This is a genomic window from Bacteroides oleiciplenus YIT 12058 (assembly GCF_000315485.1).
Taxonomy (GTDB): Bacteria; Bacteroidota; Bacteroidia; order Bacteroidales; family Bacteroidaceae; genus Bacteroides; species Bacteroides oleiciplenus.
In genome coordinates this window covers 1476192-1496658 of sequence record NZ_JH992941.1, presented here as the reverse complement: position 1 = coordinate 1496658, position 20467 = coordinate 1476192, and the positions used below count along the sequence as shown (strand labels likewise).

Annotated in this window: 10 protein-coding genes and 1 pseudogene; 6 read left to right on the top strand and 5 right to left on the bottom strand. The window is 43.2% G+C overall.

The window, feature by feature from the left end; all coding sequences use genetic code 11:
* Positions 1–71 precede the first annotated feature (71 nt).
* Together HMPREF9447_RS13250 and HMPREF9447_RS13245 are read right to left on the bottom strand one after the other, a co-directional pair.
* Positions 72–2951, bottom strand: a complete 2880-nt coding sequence (locus HMPREF9447_RS13250; protein WP_009130253.1) for a glycoside hydrolase family 2 TIM barrel-domain containing protein — start codon at positions 2949–2951, stop codon at positions 72–74.
* 22 nt (positions 2952–2973) lie between these two features.
* Positions 2974–6966 carry a hybrid sensor histidine kinase/response regulator transcription factor gene (locus HMPREF9447_RS13245; RefSeq protein WP_044138081.1) on the bottom strand — a complete coding sequence of 1331 codons (3993 nt, stop codon included), beginning with the start codon at positions 6964–6966 and terminating at the stop codon, positions 2974–2976.
* A gap of 271 nt (positions 6967–7237) precedes the next feature.
* Here HMPREF9447_RS13245 and HMPREF9447_RS13240 point away from each other — a divergent pair, with 271 nt between their 5' ends.
* A complete protein-coding gene (locus tag HMPREF9447_RS13240; protein ID WP_009130251.1) occupies positions 7238–8026 on the top strand; it encodes a LiaF transmembrane domain-containing protein in 789 nt (262 codons plus the stop codon).
* 4 nt (positions 8027–8030) lie between these two features.
* Positions 8031–8837, top strand: a complete 807-nt coding sequence (locus tag HMPREF9447_RS13235) for a LytTR family DNA-binding domain-containing protein (RefSeq protein WP_009130250.1) — start codon at positions 8031–8033, stop codon at positions 8835–8837.
* A gap of 87 nt (positions 8838–8924) precedes the next feature.
* Here HMPREF9447_RS13235 and HMPREF9447_RS13230 read toward each other — a convergent pair whose 3' ends face one another.
* Complete coding sequence (locus tag HMPREF9447_RS13230) at positions 8925–10583, bottom strand: flotillin family protein (protein ID WP_009130249.1); 1659 nt, start codon at positions 10581–10583, stop codon at positions 8925–8927.
* A 24-nt stretch (positions 10584–10607) separates the two neighbouring features.
* Positions 10608–11105 (bottom strand): hypothetical protein, encoded by a 498-nt coding sequence (locus tag HMPREF9447_RS13225; RefSeq protein WP_009130248.1) that lies wholly within the window; start codon positions 11103–11105, stop codon positions 10608–10610.
* Between the two features lie 159 nt (positions 11106–11264).
* Here HMPREF9447_RS13225 and HMPREF9447_RS13220 point away from each other — a divergent pair, with 159 nt between their 5' ends.
* From HMPREF9447_RS13220 to HMPREF9447_RS13205, 4 genes and pseudogenes are all read left to right on the top strand, one after another.
* On the top strand, positions 11265–11702 hold the full coding sequence (locus tag HMPREF9447_RS13220) for a hypothetical protein (protein WP_244267614.1): 438 nt from the start codon (positions 11265–11267) through the stop codon (positions 11700–11702).
* Between the two features lie 101 nt (positions 11703–11803).
* Positions 11804–12241 carry a hypothetical protein gene (locus HMPREF9447_RS13215; RefSeq protein WP_009130246.1) on the top strand — a complete coding sequence of 146 codons (438 nt, stop codon included), beginning with the start codon at positions 11804–11806 and terminating at the stop codon, positions 12239–12241.
* 8 nt (positions 12242–12249) lie between these two features.
* Positions 12250–13464, top strand: coding sequence for a sodium ion-translocating decarboxylase subunit beta (locus tag HMPREF9447_RS13210; protein ID WP_009130245.1), 1215 nt, complete (start codon positions 12250–12252; stop codon positions 13462–13464).
* A 96-nt stretch (positions 13465–13560) separates the two neighbouring features.
* A pseudogene (locus tag HMPREF9447_RS13205) lies at positions 13561–16158 on the top strand (beta-mannosidase).
* 35 nt (positions 16159–16193) lie between these two features.
* Here the strand turns inward: HMPREF9447_RS13205 and HMPREF9447_RS13200 are convergent.
* On the bottom strand, positions 16194–20462 hold the full coding sequence (locus tag HMPREF9447_RS13200; protein ID WP_009130243.1) for a hybrid sensor histidine kinase/response regulator transcription factor: 4269 nt from the start codon (positions 20460–20462) through the stop codon (positions 16194–16196).
* Positions 20463–20467 lie beyond the last annotated feature (5 nt).

The window sequence follows — 20467 nt, the reverse complement described above, 5'->3', positions numbered from 1 at the left end:
TTATGAAGCAACTTTGTACAGCCGTATTTAATACTGGCATTTTGCCATCGGATTGGCAACTATCAGAAATCTTATTCTGCATGATCCGGACGCCTCGTACTTAATATTGTTTTCAGTAATATCACCCGACGGTCTCCTTTCAGGGAAACTTTCATTGTATTCTTTATATGCGAGATATCTGTTTCGACACTCAACTGTTGCTTGGGCCGAAGCACATAGTTCCCTATTGTTTTGTCATTGACGGTGATGCTGATGTTAAGAGGCTCGTCCACAGGATTCTCCAATATGGTAATCATGGTTTTCTTCTTCCCGGGCAATGTCATGTAGAAATATCCTTCGCCGCTGGTAGATGATTTACTGATCAACGGGCTTCCTCCTTTTGAAAAAGTGAATGGAGCCATAGGTCTTCTTCCATAAGGTACATATTGCACACCCGGTTTTGAATTCCACCCACCATAAGCACCAGCGTACTGGTAACCATATTCATCAATCTTCACTTCATATCTGGGGTCATGCTCCTGTCCTTTTGGAATGATAGGAACAGTGTTTACCATCAGACCATTACAAGGTGCGTTCACGATTCCCCGTTCGGAAGCATAGTCTCCCCAAATAATTGAGTCAGTCACTTCCACATACGGTTCATGCTGCTTGTCGACAGACATATAACGAAGCATATTGAAAAGGAGTTTATCAGCTACGGGGTCTACTCCGCAATGATTAATCAAATCGAAACCAGACAACAGTATGGAGCCTTTACCCATAAACATCTCCGACAAGGCTGTCGCAGCCAAAGCACGGCTATAGTTGGCAAGGACGGCTACATTCTCCATCCCGGATTCACGAAGATCATATCCTTTGTCCACCGGATAAATGGCAGGAAAGCCTTTCTTCGATTCATCATAGGAGGTATAGTCGGACCAAAGGCGGAACTGCTTAGGGGTTAATCCGTTAAAAACCGGATGATACGGACGTTCGAGATTGATATTCATACCATCCGCATACGCCAGAGACGGTGAAAGATAAACCGGATCATTATTGCTGTCTTTCAGAAACTCCACGGAAGTTGGCAGCCACGATTGATTGAATGTTACAGCATCCTGTTGCAGGCAAATAATGCGCCCACCCTTACTTACATATTCTTTCAACTGCTCTGACTGATTATTCAGTGAATCATCCCATGAATTCTTAGCCAGAATTAAGGTAGAGTTCCGGGGTAATTCCTTAACCATACGTACCGCTTTTACAGGGTAACCGAGTTTTTGCAAACAATTCAAGGTTTGCTCTCCTGCCGAAGAATCGTACACATAAATGGTTTTCTTTATCACCTCTGTACCCCGCCAGTCTTTTCCAGCTATGAACAGTTCACTCTCATTATAGGACACCTTCCTGCCTTTCGACCAAACCTCACCTTTCAGCATATAATCTCCCGAAACCAGATTCTGAGGAATACCTATTGACAAAAGCCTCTTACAAGTGCCATAATAAGGAATAGATGGAAGATCGACCTCTCCCGCCAATACTTTCTCACCTTCCTTTTCAATCCACCACTGTAAATGAACTTCATCCAAATCATTGCCATAATCATCGTCATTGACGACATGGGCTACCACCGCAAGCTTACTCCCTGCATAAATCTGCGACTGCCAATTCTCCCAACTCAGCAATATAGGCTGATAGCTGATCTGATATTGCCAGGCTACAGGTTTCGGTTTCATCTCGGCAAAGGACTTTACCCCATCCCAGTTATGAAATATAATTGTAAAAGGCATGGTACCTGCCAGGCAACTGTTTTGACTTCTCAACCGACGGAACAATTCCGTTGCATTCTTCAGTACAAAAGCCTGATAGCTCATAGCTGCTCCGGCTTGTTCATCATCGGGCAGATGTCCTGTCCAACACTTCTGCGAACCCGGTTGTTTGGTTCTGGAACAGAGGTTGAAACGCCCGTCTATTCCTGTATAGTTTCCTACACATTCGGTAAAAGTAATCGGTTGTACTCTTTCCGGATTTTGCCACATCGCCTTATCACGCATATTGAGATAAGTAAGGAAAGTATTATAATACCATCCCCAATACCTATGTACATCATAGATATCGCCCGAATGTCCCAGTCCATAACCGGTATTGCCTATATACAATCTGGTATCATCCCATTTCTTGAGTTCACGACACATCTTTGTCAGGAACTCCCGATACAGACCGCCCGTTTTACCTTCATAAGGCATTTCATTGGATAAAATATAGATGACTACGGAAGGATGAGGAGTGAACGGTCCCAGATCAATCTCCTTATAGGTTCTGAGTGACAGGTCAAAGTCTGTCGGTGGTGCAGTCTTGGTTGCATGTTTGGGGCGACCATACCGACCAGCAAATATCATCATACCTTCTTCATCACACACATCCATCCAATTCTGGTCATCGGGAATACGGATGATATTTATGTTCAGGCTCTTCATAAAGCGAACATAATCGCGTGCAAAGTCTTTGCTTCTTTCCAGCTGTTCGGGTATTCCCCGCTCAGGCGGATTAATGGCATTACCCCGCAGATAGATAGGTTTATCATTCAAATAAAATACACCATCCCGCATCTCGAACTTTCTGAACCCAATCCGCTTATGAAAAGTTTCAGTACCTGCCTTTACTTCCAAGTCATAAAGTGCAGAATTAACAGGACTCCATAGTTCAGGAGTCAATTGGTCTATTTTCCAGACCACCGTTGTATCCACTTTATTCTTAAAATAAAATTCTCCGGAATGGCTGCACAATATCGCCTTATTCCGGACATGCGTAATTATAGCATCAAGGGACAAACTTTCGTTCGCCTCAACAGACAACATTACTTCAATCCTGATATCCTTATCGGTAGTGATAGGAGTTATCTTATGAACCTTTGCCGCCAACAGAGACAACGGAAAGAATGCACATAAAGCACACAATAATCTTGTTTTCATAGTATCAATTATAATAGTAAACTTATTCTTCTCCTTTCTGATATTGGGCGGGAGTCACCCCGAACAACTCCCTGAAACGTTTTATGAAATAGCTTGGGGAGTTGAAGCCAACTTCATATGCTATCTCCGAAACAGTCTTCGTATCCATCTGTTTCAGTAGCATCTGCGCCTTCTTCAATCTGATATTCAGAATGAAGTCATTGGGTGTCTGCCCTGTGATACCCTTAATCTTCAGGAAGAGTTTGGTACGGCCGGTATTCATGGCCTGGGCAAACATATTCACGTCAAAATCCGGATTATCCAGATTTTGTTCAATACACGCTACACATTGTTCCATGAACTGATGGTCTGCGCTATTCGTTGCCAGTATATCCACATTGTTATCCATTTGTTTTGCATATTTTTTCTGTAACAGCTTTCTACTGTTTACCAGATTGTTACAACGCATAAACAAATGTTTCACATTAAAAGGTTTAGTCACATAGTCATCTGCACCCATTTTTAACCCTTGCATTGTATATTCTTCAGCTGTCTGGGCCGTCAGTAGTATCACTGGGATATGGGATGTTTCAAAATTACTCTTTATCTTCCTGCACATTTCTATACCGGACATCTTGGGCATCATGATATCGCTCAGTACAATATCGGGCTGTATTTCTTTTGTTTTTTCCAGTCCTTCTTCACCATCCTGCGCTTCGCAAACGGAATATACTTTGGAGAACAGACGAACCAGTAAGCCTCTGAGTTCTTCATTGTCTTCAACAATCAGGATTTTACTCTTTGTATCTTCCGATTCATTAGCGGGATTCTCATCATCCATCATATCAATCAGTGCCTTGTCACCATACATGGTCAATTCTGAAATACATGATGAATCGATATCGGGAGTTGCCACTTTCTGTGAATCGGCAATGTGACTATCTCCCAAAGGCAATTCAACCACAAAAGTGGTTCCCTTTCCCTCCATGCTCCGCACACTGATTTTGCCTTTATGGGTTTCAATTATACTTTTAGCAAGTGCCAACCCTATGCCCGTACCTTTCTGGTTGTCTGTGCTGTCGACCTGATAAAAACGATCGAATATCTTATCCAGACTCTTTTCGGCAATACCGATACCCGTATCTGAAATAAGAATAACCACACTATTTTCATATTCCTGTACTGATAAGGAGACTGTACCACCCAGAGATGTATATTTGAAAGCATTGGACAGCAAGTTATAAATCACCTTTTCAAGCTGTACCACATCAAACCAGACTTCCAGATTCCTATCCTTATTAAGAAATTCAAGATTAATCTGTTTACCCCGTGCATACTCTTTGAAAGACAGATAGATTTCATCCAGGAACGCATAAATATCCTGCTTGCTGTATTTGAACTTTTCGAAACCCTGTTCTTGTTTCCTGAAATCAAGAAGCTCGGTTATCAGGCGCTTCATACGTAATGTATTTCGATGGATATTCACCAGTTTATTGTACACTAACGGCTGAATATCATTCCTTTCCATCAGCATCTCCAACTGGCTCACAATCAATGTGAGCGGAGTACGGAATTCATGTGAAATATTGGTAAAGAAACGAAGTTTGGACTGGTTCAGTTCTTCTATCTGTTTCTTCTCTTTCTTTTCGTATTCAAGTGAAGCCCGCAACTTTAATTTGGAAGAATAGAAACTAACCACTATATAGACAGATACAATCACAATAATAACGTAAATACAATATGCCCAGACCGATTTGTAAAAAGGTGGCTTCACCACAATATCGATTTCCTTAAAGATACTTTCCTTACCGGAATATTCCTCAGAGCTCTTTATCTTTAGCTTATACTTACCCGGATTCAGGTTGGTGTAAGTAATGCCTTTACGATAACCTACACTCATCCAGTCTTTATCAAATCCCTCCAATTTATAGTAAATCCGGTTTCTCAGTACCGATACATAATTGGATAATGAGAAATTTATAGTGATGATGGAATGGTTATGATTCAGCGTAATTTGTGGCTGATACAAAATAGACTCAGAGAGAATATTGGAATCATCATTCGGCAATATAACCTGGTTATTCACTTCCAATGAGGTAAAGTTAAGCTGATAGGGCTTTACATAAGAATTCAATTCTTTTTCAAAGAAAGATATCATCATCTTGGGACCGGAAAGGAATATCTCATTATCGCTGGCTACAAACAATCCGTAAGGGTTCAATGCCGTCATCGGAAAACCATTCTGTTTATTATAGTTATAAAAGCGCTGGTTCTCCATATCAAAACGTGAAAAGCCCTGATTACTGGCTATCAGGAGATAGCCGGACAAAGACTCTTTTATATCGAGGATATAATCATTAATCAGGTCCGAATTGTGTGAGTTAAACGGTTTGAATGAATTGATATCCGGCTCATATAGGAATATACCATCTCCCGAAGAACCCGCCCAGATATTACCTTTCTTATCTTCAAAAAGTACATTTATCAGATTACTGCCTATAACCCGCTTCGAACTATTAGGAACGAAATACTCATCTTGTTTCCGGGTTTCAAGATTATATTTAACCAGTCCCAATGAATAGGAGAACCATAAATTATTGTTCCTGTCAAGAAGCATATCAATGATCTGTCTGTTATTGAGTCTACTATCTTTCAGTAACTTTGTGCACTCTCCTGTTTGAGGATCGAATGAACCTATTCCGTTATGGGTTGCCAGCAAAAGATTCCCTTTATACGGAATAATTTTGCGAACTATATCGTTAATCAATGAATTCTCTTTCCCGGGAATATGCCTGTAGTTGGTAAATCGATGCGTTTTCAAATCCAGCTTATCCAGTCCTCCCCGTAGTGTACCTATCCACAGAGTCTGGTTATCTTCATCTAAATGCAGGGATTGTACCGTATTGGATGCAAGAGAGTTCTTATTTATATCATACTTAAACTCTGCGAAGCTTCTTGTTTTTCGATCGAGATAGTTCACTCCACCACCTTCTGTTGCAATCCAGATACCACCTTTGGAATCTTCTCTCATTCGTCCGGCAAAAGGAGAGGTCAGCTTTCCTTGCTGAGATTCATCGGAATAATAATAGGTATAAATCTCATAGTCCGGATTAAACAGATTAACCCCGCCATAATAAGTGCCAATCCAGAAAGTTCCTTGCTGATCCTTCATCATACAGATGATGGAAGAATTACTCAGGCTATAGGGTTTATTATCTTCACTGTAATTGGTGAAAGTATTGGTAGTGACATCCAATTTATCCAAACCTTTAAAAGTCCCCACCCAATAGTTACCTAAGTTATCTTCGACCACACAACGGACGTAATTGCTGGAAAGTCCATTCTTATAAGGTGCATGCACATAGTTTGTTTTTCCACCGTTCCTGTCCAGTCGGAAAAGCCCGTCATCTTTGGTACCTACCCAAATATTCTTTTTGGAGTCTTCATAAATACAGGTTATATCCTTTGTTGGGAGATAATTAAGCCATTTCTTATTACTGTCCAGCATGTACAAGCCATTATTCATGGTTCCTACATATAGGTTTCCTTCATGGTCTTCGGTCACACAGGACATGCGTACATCCTCCAGGTGATAATAATATTCCAACTTATCTTCCGCACGGTTATAGGTGAATAAAGAGTCCCTGGTACAAGTCCACAGCCGAGAGTTACCGTAACTAATGGCCTGAATGTTATTATCGCGAATTGTATGAAAAATATTCTTCTTAATATCATATTCAACTACGGCATACTTGCAACGAATATAAATATGCCCATCCTTATCACCACAAATCGTACCTATATTATTATTATAAAGACTATGTTTATCATTCTCAATCGGGCGGAATATATAAAAATCGGTACCGTTATAACGGTTCAAACCATCTTTAGTACCTATCCAGATTATTCCGAATTCATCCTGATAAATAGATGTAACTGTTGGTTGCGAGATGCCATTTTCTACTCCGAATGTTTGAAAATGGATATCCTGTGCGAACAACAATCCGGGAGTCAAAAATGAGAGCAGTAACAGCATCCGCAACACTATTATTGATAAGGGAGTCTTTTTCATCATCGTACACTTCAGTTATAAGGTTCCTATTTTTATAGAAACAAAAATAGCGGAATCTATGTACAACCTATATAAAAATAGGACTAATCTGTGTCGATATCGTACGAAAGCCCTCCGAATTCACCGATTCATACCCGGAACTCATCGGCTTTTCTACCGGAAATCACCCGGAAGGGCTATACTGGGATGAATAATTCGCTTACCTTTGAGCCATGAATCAATAACAATAGAAATAATGGAAAAGAAACAAAACTTCCCGTCTCATGCGGGTTTATCGGGCAAAGCACTGATAGCTTCGCTCTTCATCATCTCCGGAATATTACTGTTTGCCCGTAACGTAGGTTGGATTACGTATGACTTATTTAGCATAGTGGTATCCTGGCATAGTCTTCTCATTGTATTAGGTATCTACACGATGACGCGACGCCATTATCTGAGCGGTTCTATCCTCATCCTGATAGGTGTTTATTTTTTAGTTGGAGGATTATCGTGGTTACCGGAGAACTCACAAACCATTGTCTGGCCTGTTGCACTGATCATAGCAGGTATCCTGTTCTTTGTAAAAGCCCGCCGTAGAGAACGCTGGATGAAAAGTCATATGAGCGGCCGTTATCAGGACTGGGCTAAAAAAAGAGGTGGACATATACACATGAATATGGAAAACAATGAGCAACAATGCGAATCAGAAAACGGTTATCTGCGTTCCGACAATGCCTTTGGTTCTGTACGCCATGTCGTATTGGATGAATTGTTTAAAGGAGCCAGTATCCGGGCTTCATTCGGAGGGACTGTCATTGATCTGCGCCACACGCATCTTGCACCGGGAGAAACCTATATCGATATCGACTGTACTTGTAGTGGAATAGAGTTGTACATTCCTTCAGACTGGAATGTCGTACCTCAATGTAATGCTTTTGCCGGCGGATGCGAGGATAAGCGTTGGCAGGGAGCAAATATTAATAAAGAAAGTACACTGATAATCCGTGGAAATATTTCTTTCGGTGGATTAGAGATTAAAGACTAATCCTATGAGAGCACATCCAATTATAGATTATCCTTATCGTTGGTTTCCGATGCTTGTGCTTGCATTGGTTCTGGCAATCATCCAGGCAACTCTGTTGTGGGGATATACCGGAACTGACTGGCTACCTGCCATCATCGACGGAATCACAACAATCGGATGGCTTGCGGCACTGGCATACCTGGCTTGGTTTGTAGTAGGCCAAGTATCCATTCTCCAGACAAATGTCATTACGGTTGTATCAGGAATATTGCTCTGGATTGCGGGCAGCTTCATGGTCTGCGACATTATGGTAAGAATTGTAGGAATACCTTATATCTCTTTTGCCTCTACCATACCTTTCAGACTTCTGTTCGGCATACCGACATGGATAGCCATTATATTGTGGTATCACCTGATAGTAGTGAAAGACCCGGAAGCACAAGAAGATGAATTCATTGTACCGCAAGCCGTAAAAGAAGAAAAACCGGAAGAGCAAGAGGAAACCATTGATCGCATTACTGTAAAAGACGGGTCACGAATACATATCATCAAAGTAGATGAACTGCTATATATCCAGGCGTGTGGAGATTATACGACTTTGATCACCCCCACAGGAGAGTACATCAAAGAGCAAACCATGAAGTATTTTGAAGGACATCTGCCAAGTGACAACTTTGTACGTATCCATCGTTCCACCATTGTAAACGTGACACAGATATCGCGGGTAGAACTATTCGGAAAAGAAACCTACCAGGTATTATTGAAAAACGGAACTAAATTACGGGTTAGCCTGACGGGCTACCGGCTATTGAAAGAACGACTGGGAATATAAAGACCTAAACTATTCTATAAAAAAGAAGCGAAGAATCCACCCCATTGTGGATTCTTCGCTTCTTTTTTAGCAGATAAGGTTATCTGATTATTTCTTCTTATCGTCTTTCTTTGGTTCATCCTTTTGGGCTTCCTGCTTATCTTCCTTTCCTTCCGGGTGAATGATTCCCTTTACGGTCTCGCCAATAGGCAGTTTGTCCAGTACACCGAGGCTCGGAGCAACCGTCTTCACCAGCGAACTCAGGAAGTTGCTTGTACCTCCGTTTCCACCATCGAATACAGTAATGTTTCCTAAATTCATGTGTTCGAATGCTTTCACCTGTTCTCCAGCAATTTCTTTCCATTGATCTACCATCTTATACTGGATGGCGATAGCCGGATTAGATTCTGCCGCACGTACCATAGCCTCGAAACCTTCAGCTTCAGCAAGCAATGATTTCTTCTTACCTTCAGCCTCAGCTTCCAACTTCATCTGGATGGCTCTTGCTTCAGCCTCAGCCTGTGCCAGAGTTGCTTTTGCACGAGCTTCAGCCTCACGGGTAATCTTTTCGGCAACAGCATCAGCCTGAAGAATGGCTTCTTGCTTTGCAACTTCAGCAGGTACAATCTTTTCAGCCTTCAAAGAAGATTCCACTTTACGGGCTTTAGCCTCTTCCACTTCTTTTTGAGCTATTTCGCGGGCAGCCTGTACGGCAGCTTCCGAACGTGCTTCAGCTTCACCGGCCTGTTTGTCGGCATTGGCACGTGTTACAGCCAGCTCCGCATCAGATTGTGCCACGGCTTTCTGAGCCTCATTTCGTCCGATGGCAGCTTTCTTTCCTGCTTCCGCCTGCTTAATCTCCATGTCAGAATTCAGTTCAGCAATACGGCTTTCCTTTTCCGTATTAGCCTGCTCAATCCTGATATTTTTTTCAGCTTCAGCCTTTGCCACCTGCGACTCTTTTTCAGCGTTGGCAATAGCAACCTGCGAGATTCGATCCTTATCAGCATTAGCCACAGATATTTCCTGCAATTTTTTAGTCTCGGCAATGGCAATATCCTGGTCTTTACGCGTTTCGGCAACTTTCGTCTCACGTTCCTTTATTTGATTGGCAATCTTGATGGCACCCAGTTTCTCCTGTTCCTCAATGTTTGCCTGAGCCTCATTCAGTGCCTTACTTTCAGCTTCCTTACCTAAGTTGACAATATAATTGGCAGCATCACGGATATCGCTGATGTTGATGTTCATCAAATACAAACCAAACTTGCGAAGTTCCGTATCGATGTTATCCTTTACTTTAGAAAGGAATTTATCGCGGTCGGAATTCAGCTCTTCGATCGTCATATCGGCAATCACCAGACGCATCTGTCCATATACAACATCCGTTATCAGATTCTGCTTATCATCAATCGTCAGCCCTAGCATACGTTCGGCAGCATTCTGCATAACCTCATGATCGGTACTGATAGCCACCGTAATCGTAGTCGGTACATCCACACGGATATTCTGGGCAGACAGCGCACCGGTCAGTTTACAGTCTATCTGCATTGGTTTCATGGACAGGAATTCATACCCCTGAATTATTGGCCACACAAATGCAGCACCACCATGATACAACTTGGCTGACTTCTTATCACCGCCCGTTTTACCATATACTACCAGTACTTCGTCACTTTTACATTTCCGGTAACGGGAAAGAATACCAATGAAGGTAAGTAAGATAACCGCCACGAGTATGGCGGCCATAATCATCATTTCTTGTGTCATAAATCTATGTTTTTGAGTTTTGTTTTATTGAATATATAGAGTTCCGTCCTTATAGCCCGTAATAATAGTTTTATCACCTGTCTGATAAGTCTTATTCGTTTCAGATACTACATCTATCTCACGCATAGCTCCGTCACGACTTGCCTGTACAGTAAATCTGCCATCTCCTTGTCCAAAGTAGATGGTACATTCTCGGCCTACTAATTTTTCCGTCTTTTCCGTCTTATTCACCTGCTGTAACTGATAGGCTTTTTTATAAAGAAACCACACAGCGAAAACGAAAAACAGACCAATCAAAATGGCAATGGAATAACTCTGAATGTCAGTATTTCCAATCAGATACATATACCATCCAAAACCGATACCGAAGTGCGTCAGTCCCTTAAAAGATACCACGCTGCTTATGTCGGCATCCACATCTGTATCCGCATCAATATCTCCGAAGAAAATGGAAAGAATAAACTGTATCACAAAAATACCAGTTGTGACCACGGCGATAATCAGAAATATATTACTGCTCATAGGAATTTGAATTATTGTAGTTTACAATATATTTAGATATATTATTCCAAATATACACATTTGCAGAACATGCACAAAGAAACCGTTCTCTATTTAACAAAATTTTCTTGAGGAGGAAAGCAACATTACACAAAGATATTTGTTATGTTTGCGGACCCTATGATGAAACATCTACACTATATATTTCTGTTTATGTGCCTCTCATTAGGAATGTCTGTCATTCTGCAAGAGGAACAGCCGGCACTTCGGATGATTACCGAAGCCTCGACAGATACTTCCGTCACCCCTACACCAACAGGATGTTTCATTTCAATGTCAGCAGATTGTTACTCAACCATTGCTCACCGCCCGTTCTTTAATGATGAAAACAATGAACGTAAAATCAACGGTATCCTCTTTCAGGAGAACTTTTATAATCAAGCTAATGCTCCATCGAAATTACTGAAACTTAAGATCCATCCGTCTGCAGGACAGATGCAACGTATATTCTCCACTCATTTACCGGTGGAACAAAATGCCAGCCTCTCTTTCACTCCCAGTGCTATCCGTTATTCTTACGGATATTACGTCTACGAGTTGAAGCATATTCTGATTTAAACCACCACTCTACTTGTTACTCCCCTTTTACCGGAGGTATGCCATTGGCATGTCTTTGGTCAACCTATTGTTTATTCACATCTAAATTTAATATAATTACTATGCTCGATTTATTAATAGCCACCCTCGAAATGATGGGGCTTACATTCGTGATCGGCTTCTTCGTGGCTTTCATTATCAAAATGATTGCCGTTGCTGCCGACTCATTCGACTTTTACAGTTCACACCAGAAAGAACTGCTTCGCCTGCGACGCCTGCGCAAGTTGCGCCAAAAGGTGGAACTCATGATACGGGATATCCCTATAGAAGAAAATGAACTCTATAACGATAAACGCGAAGAATTCAGCCGCGGAGTCAACCGTGAACTTTCCGATTATCGTGGATATTACCATGGAGTAAGCACCGGAGTTTCCAACGCTAACCTGATGGATTACTACTATCCCGAAGATACGCACATGATGTATCTGAAACAACAAGAAGAGATGTTATATCATAAGAATAAGAAACAGTCCGGAAAATCTACCGGTAAGACCAAATAAGAAATAGTATGGAAAATATAGATTTCGCGACCCTATTCCAAGGTTTTGGAACAATGATGGAAAGTGGCTACCTGCTTGCATCAGCCCGTGTGTTTTTAATCCTTTTAGGTTTGTTACTCATATATCTGGGCTGGAAAGGAGTGCTTGAGCCTATGGTAATGATTCCGATGGGGCTAGGTATGGTTGCCATCAATTGTGGAACACTTTTCATGCCGGACGGCACATTAGGCAACCTCTTTCTCGATCCGATGCTTTCGGATACGGATGACCTGATGAATACGATGCAGATAGACTTTTTGCAACCTGTCTATACACTCACCTTCAGTAACGGATTGATAGCCTGCTTTGTATTTATGGGTATAGGCACTTTGTTAGATGTAGGCTTTCTGCTACAAAAGCCTTTCGTCAGCCTTTTCCTGGCTTTATGTGCCGAATTGGGTACTTTCCTGACTATCCCCGTAGCTTCCGCCCTTGGACTGACATTGCAAGAAAGTGCTTCTGTAGCTATGGTAGGAGGTGCAGATGGTCCTATGGTTCTGTTTACATCACTGGCTTTGGCCAAACATTTATTTGTACCTATCACAGTAGTGGCTTATCTGTATCTGGGACTAACGTATGGCGGCTACCCGTATCTGGTGAAGTTACTGGTTCCAAAACGCTTGCGTGCCATCAAGATGACTTCGAAGAAAGCACCTAAAAACTACGATGCCAAGGTGAAACTGGCATTCTCGGCTGTGCTGTGTGCAGTGTTGTGCTTCTTGTTCCCGGTGGCTTCACCGTTGTTTTTCTCTCTCTTCCTGGGAGTTGCCGTACGTGAATCAGGTATGAAGCATATTTATGATTTCGTTAGCGGTCCGTTGCTTTATGGCTCTACATTTATGTTGGGCGTATTGCTGGGCGTGCTTTGTGATGCACATTTACTGCTCGATCCGAAGATTCTGAAATTATTAGTATTGGGTATAGTGGCACTGTTGCTTTCGGGTATCGGCGGCATTATGGGAGGATACATCATGTACTTCATTAAGAAAGGAAATTATAATCCGGTAATCGGAATTGCAGCTGTCAGTTGTGTGCCGACTACGGCAAAGGTAGCTCAAAAGCTGGTTAGTAAGGATAATCCTGACTCGTTCATTCTGGGGGATGCCTTGGGAGCAAATATCTCCGGGGTTATCACTTCGGCTATTATTACGGGTATTTATATCACGATCATTCCATATCTCTAAGGTAATTATAAAGTAAAGGTACATTGATTTAGGCGCGAAATCTGCAGATTTCGCGCCTATTATTATTATCTTTGGGCTGAGAAATATCTTGTACATATGAAAAAGCCGAATTTAAACCTAAAGCGAGCATCTTTACTGACCTCATCACTACTGTGCAGTGCCCTTCTGATAGCCGTCCCCCTGCGGAAAGAACTGAATGAAGGATGAAAGTTCAAGCAAGCCAGACTAAGCAACTGGTATCCCGCCACCGTGCCCGGAGTGGTGCACACCGACCTGATGGACAACAAAATCATCGAAGACCCTTTCTTCCGCCTCAACGAGCGCGGCATGCAATGGATTGACAAAGAAGACTGGATATACCAGACCACCTTCCAACTCACTCCCGAAATGATGGGAAGGGAGAACATCGACCTCATCTTCAAAGGACTGGATACGTATGCCGACGTATACCTGAACGAGAAAAAAATACTGGAAGCCAACAACATGTTCCGCGAATGGAAAACCAGCATCAAGCCCGACCTGAACCCCGGTGAAAACATACTGAAAATCTACTTCCACTCCCCCATCAAAGTGGATATTCCCAAGTGGGACGCCCTGCCTTACCAGTATGAAGCCGGTAATGACCAGTCCGAAAACGGCGGAGTATTCAATAAGAAAGTCAGCGTATTCGCCCGCAAAGCAGGCTATCACTACGGATGGGACTGGGGTCCCCGCCTCGTCACCTCCGGCATCTGGCGGCCTGTATATGTGGAAGCTTGGGATAATGCCCGGATCAACGATGTCTTCATCCGCCAGCCAGAAGTCAGCAAAAGCCGCGCATCCCTCATCGGAGAAGTGGAGATACTGGCAGACAAGGAGATAGACCAAGCAAACGTCACCATCACCGAAGCCGCTTCCGGCAGAGTACTGGCAGGGCAAACCGTTTCCCTGCAGAAAGGCATCAACAAGATTTCCCTGCCATTCTCTATCAAGAATCCGAAACTATGGTGGAGCAACGGACTGGGCGAACCACATCTGTACAGTTTCCGCACAGCCCTCACCGTCAATAATCAGACATCCGATGCCCGGACAGAAGAAGTGGGCCTGCGCTCACTCAAAATCATCAACCGTCCCGACAAAGATGGAAAAACCTTCTACGTAGAACTGAATGGCATCCCCGTGTTTGCCAAAGGTGCCAACTACATCCCGCAGGATAACTTTCTTCCGCGCGTCACACCGGAGCAATACAAAAAGACCATCCTCGACGCAGCCAATGCCAACATGAACATGCTCCGCATCTGGGGTGGCGGCACTTACGAGAACGATTTGTTCTATGAACTTTGCGACCGCTACGGCATCCTTGTCTGGCAGGACTTCATGTTTGCATGCAGCCTCTACCCTGCCGAAGGGGAGCTTCTGGAAAACATCCGTCAGGAAGCCATCGACAACGTGAAGCGGCTCCGCAACCACGCCTGCATCGCCCTTTGGTGCGGCAACAACGAATGTAACGATGCCTGGTTCAACTGGGGCTGGCAGAAGCGGTATAAAGCACAGAATCCCGAATACGAACAGAAAATCTGGAAACAGTTTAACGACCAATACAACGTCACACTCCCCCAGGTGGTAGAAGAGTATGCTCCCGAAAGTTTCTACTGGCCTTCTTCCCCCTTCGCCCGCTATGATGGCGGCAGCGACGACCGCAACGGCGACCGCCACTACTGGGAAGTGTGGCACGGCAAGAAGTCGATTGAAATGTATAATAAGGAGAGAAGCCGTTTCTTTAGCGAATACGGCTTCCAGTCCTTCCCCGAATTTGAATCGGTGAAACGCTATGCACCGCGCCAGGAGGATTGGGACATCTATTCGGAAGTCATGATGTCGCACCAGCGAGGAGGCATGCACGCCAACGAGTTGATTGAAACCTATCTGCTGAACGAATACCGCAAGCCCAGAAACTTCGAATCCTTCCTCTATATGAACCATGTGCTGCAAGGCGACGCCATCAAAACCGCCATCGAAGCACACCGCCGGGATATGCCTTACTGCATGGGAACGCTCTTCTGGCAACACAACGATTGCTGGCCTGTGGCTTCTTGGGCAAGTCGCGACTATTACGGCCGCTGGAAAGCGCAGCATTACTTCGCCCGCAAAGCCTACCGGGACATCCTTGTATCTCCCATAGCCGATGAAGACGGGCAGTTGAAAATTCAAATTGTTTCCGACCGTCACAAGGCTTGCAACGGTAGGCTTGAAGTAAAAGTCATGAAACTGACGGGGGAAGTTCTCAACAGCTACAATCGGAATGTGAAAGTGGATGCCAATAGCAGCAAGGCGCTTTTCTCCGTCCCACTTGATGAAGCCCTGAAAGGAGCACGCAAAGAAGACGTTGTCATCCATGCCGTCCTCCTGACGGATAAAGGGAATAGCAGCTACACCAATAACTACTTCCTGGTGAAGCAAAAAGAAGTAAACTATCCCAAAGCCAAACTTGCAACCAGTGTACAACCCATTGAAGGAGGTTTTGAAGTAACGCTTAGCAGTGATAACTTCGCCCGTGCCGTCTTCATTGCTACCGGAGACGCAAACAGCTCGTTCAGCGACAACTATTTCGATATACTTCCCGGAGGTTCTGTTAAGGTGGAAGTTTATACAGACTTACCGTTGGCGACATTTGAAAAACAGTTGAAGGTGATTTCATTAAGCGACGAATACTAAGACACGCAAATAAGTAGTTGGATTTGATTCAAGATTTATTCTTCCTTTTTTCCATGCAAATACACCGAGGGTGAAACACCGAACTGTTGCTTGAAACAACGACTGAAATAAAGTGGATCGCTGATGCCTACTTTATAGGAGATTTCGCTCACATTATAATTACCTTCCGATAGCAATTCAGCAGCCTTCTTCAATCGGAAAAGCCGAAGGTAATCGTTCGGAGTATAGCCTGTCAATCCTCGTACTTTCTTGTAGAAGAGGGTACGCCCCAGCTTCATCCGTGCAGCAAAATCTTCCATGGAAAATTCAGCATTATCCAGTTCCTTGTTTATCACAGCTTGAAGCTTATCAAGGAACTGTTTGTCTTTGTCCGAAGCATAGACAGCAGTATGCTCCGCACCCGGTTCATTGAGGAACTTCTCACGAAGCATTTCACGTTGCTTTATTAACTGGAAGATACGTGCCAGTAGCAGTTTAAGACTGAAAGGTTTAGTGACGTAAGCGTCTGCACCACTCTCTACGCCTTCCAGTTTATTCTCGGTGGTGCCCATCGCTGTCAGTAAGATAATAGGAATATGACTGGTACTGAATTCATTTTTCAGTTTACGGGTTACCTCATAGCCATTCATACCAGGCATCAGGACATCGCAGATAATGAGGTCAGCATCATACGTGCGTGCCCGTTCAAATCCCAATGTACCATCCGCCTCGGCCACGACTTCAAAATAGAGAGAGATTTCACGCTTCAAGAATTCACGGATGTCCGTATCGTCTTCAATGATAAGTATCTTCTTGCGGTTTAGCGGTGCAGAGTTCTGCTCTTCTTGTAAAGTCGGTAATGCTGATGTAACTTTCGTACTCACTTCTTCCATCTCTGTGCTCACTTCTTCTATTAATGAAGTAGTGACTAAGAAATCTTTCTCACTGTACACAGCACAGTCCAAAGGCAGAGTAACAGTAAATACAGAGCCGCCGCCCTCATTCTCCGTATAGCCAATAGTTCCTTTATGAACCTTGACCAATTCGTGCGTAAGATGCAACCCAATGCCCATACTATCATTAGAAAAACTACTCTGCATGAAACGGGAGAAAAGTTGAGAACGTTTCTCTTTGGGAATACCGACACCTGTATCTGCTACAGAGAAAAACAGTTTGCCGATAGCCTGTTCCACTTGTACGATGCAGGTTATCTTACCGCCCGCAGGTGTATATTTAAAAGCATTCGATATCAGATTATAGACAATCTTATCCAGTTTCCCTTTGTCTATGAACATGGAATAAGAGTTGACGGATGAGGTAAATACAAATTCCATCCCTTTAGTCTCCGCCGTTTCACGGAAACTCTGAAAGATGTCGTGCAGGAAGACTACAACATCCGTTTCTTCCAAAGAAAGAGACAGTTTGTTGTTCTGCATCTTTCTGAACTCCAACAATTGATTGACAAGCCTCATCAAGCGCTGCGTACTCTTATCCATGATTTTGATGGGATAAGCTAACTCTTTGGACCTCTTTCCCGAAGATTCGATCTTCTCCAAAGCACCTTGTATCAAAGTGAGTGGAGTGCGAAACTCATGCGAGATGTTGGTGAAAAAGATTAGTTTATATTCAGTCAGTTGTTTTTCGAGCTGAATGCGTGTCCTCAGAGTATTGAAATTACGTACCAACCTGAAAGTGATATACAAAGCAATGCAAACTAAAATAATATAAACCATATATGCCCAAGTAGTCTTCCAGAAAGGGGGAGCAATCACAATTTGCAATACCGTTTCTTCCGTTCCCCACACGCCGGAAGCATTACATGCCTTGACGTGCAATTGATAACTGCCGGGAGGCAGATTCTTGTAGGCTGCAAAATTCAGTGAAGAAGGCGTACTCCAATCTTTATCAAAAGGAGTCAGTTGATAGATGTATTTAGCATCATTACCCATAGAGTAGTCGAAAGTAGAGAATTCGATACTGAACGAATTCTGAAAGTATTGCAACTCAATGCCGTTTGTATAACTCAATGCGGTGGTTAACGGAGAATCCACATCACCTGGACGAACGGAAATACCGTTTATCTTTAAATCGGTCAATACAATCGGTGAAATAATACGCTGCGACTGTATCATCTGTGGATTGATTACTACCAAACCATGATTGGTGCCAAACAGCAGCCTCCCGTCTTTGGTGGTGCAGGCACTACTTTCCAAGTAGACATTGCCGGGCATTACAGCCGAGAAGAAGAAATTATCGAAAGTCCGTGTAGCAGGGTCGAAACAAGACATACCGTACTCAGTGCCAAGCCATATCTTCCCTTCGAGATCTTCTACGATAGATTGCACCACATTATTCACCAACCCATTGTTCGTATCGTAATACTGAAACGAAAGGTTCTTATAATCCTGCCCCGGGGAACATAAGGCAAAACCTGTTCCTGTAGTGCCAATCCACATACAACCTTTACTGTCACAGAAGACATTGCGTATTTCGTTGCTACGCAGTTTGCCGTTATCGAAATTGTAGGTGTAGTAACTCTTGGAGTTTTCAATCAAAGAATCGGGATGGAATACATAGACACCGTTGTTTGTGCCTACCCATATCCAATTGTTTTTATCGGCGGTGATAGTCCGCACTTGCTTCTTGCTGTAGCTACCCGCCAGGAAGTGACGGAAGATATAACTGTTATTTACAGGAATAGCCAGGTCGAGTCCACCTCCGAAAGTACCTATCCACATACGCCCTTTAAAGTCACGGAAAACATCATAGATATGATTATGGGCCAATGAGTTCGCATCTTTGGATTGGTTCGTATACCATTTCCCATCGATACTCAAGCCAGCTCCACGGGTTGCCATCCACAGTTTCCTTTCATGATCTTCGGCTATGTCAAACACGCTCAGATTATAGTTCTTCTTATCAAGTAGTTGCAGATTAGTATCATAATGGAATAATCCGCCGCGACGGTTTCCTACCCAAATATCTCCATTCTCGGTACAAGTAACCATACGTATGGTATTAGAACGGTCTACGAGCGTATCATTCTCAGGATAAATGCGGGTTGCACCTTCATTGAGTACCGATAGCAAGGCAATGCCCGAATATTCGGAACCCAGCCAGATGTTGCCCGTTCTATCTCCCATGATATAAAGAATGAAGTCAGAGTTTATCCGGTTGAATCGTTCAACATGATACGTATAATGGGTCATTTCATCAGTCTTGGGATTATAAACAAACAATCCGTTGCCATAAGTAGATATCCATATCAGTCCGCGTGCATCCTGCACCACCCAGAAACGTTCGTCAGCTACCAATTGCGCTTTCTCATAAGACATTAGCCGGAAGTTCTTTAGTTCCCGTGTACGGATATTTAAATAGCTAACTTCGCCGGTTCCATTCGATATCCAAAGGTTACCGAGGTTATCCCTTATGCATCGTCCCAGAGGTATGTTCAGTGAAGGATCATCTACCAATCGACCTTCGGACATCCGAAAGACAGCTCCGCCTGTCGGAGAAAAGATTACCCAATCGTCCTGAACAAGGCTATGTTCGTAAACTTTGGCAGGAGAGATTCCCCAAGGAAGTTGGGCTACCAAACGGAGACCTTTACCGGGTGTTTTCTCATAAATCTGTCCGTTGGAAGCGAGGAAGAAGTTTTTCTTTTCATAAGTGACGGCCGCTACAAAAGAAAGTTCTTTCTTGAATAGTTGGGTTTGGTTTCCGGCTACCCATACCAGTCCGGCTTGCGTACAAATCCAGACACTGCCCTGTTCATCTTCATGGACGTAGTTGACTGAATCGGAAAAGAGCTTGCCATTCTTTCTATCAAAGATTACCGAACTGAAATGCCCGTCTTTATAAGTTATCTTCCTACAACCGTTTTTCTCGTTGTGCCATAACCAAATATCGCCTGTAGAGGTTTCCAGTTTCCGTTTATACTCTTGCTTGTACTCGCCGCAACCGGTATAATCCACAAAGCAATCGCGCTTCAAGTCATAGCAACTGAATATTTCGGGAGAAGTAAATATCCACAAGAAACCGTTTCTATCTTCTGTGATAACTTTCACATGATGATCTGCCAAAGATATTTCATCGCCTATACCCGGACGAAAAGTAACGAATGAATGTCCGTCATAACGACTCAAGCCATCCAAAGTACCCATCCACACGAATCCTTTACTATCTTGGAACAGATAACGCACCGAGTTATTGGCAAGCCCCTCATTGGTAGTGATGAAAATAGAACGAACGTCTACGGAGGCAAATGCATTCAGTGTCAAGAGAGAAAGGAGGACTATACAAAGGAGAAAGAAACGTGTTTTCATAATGA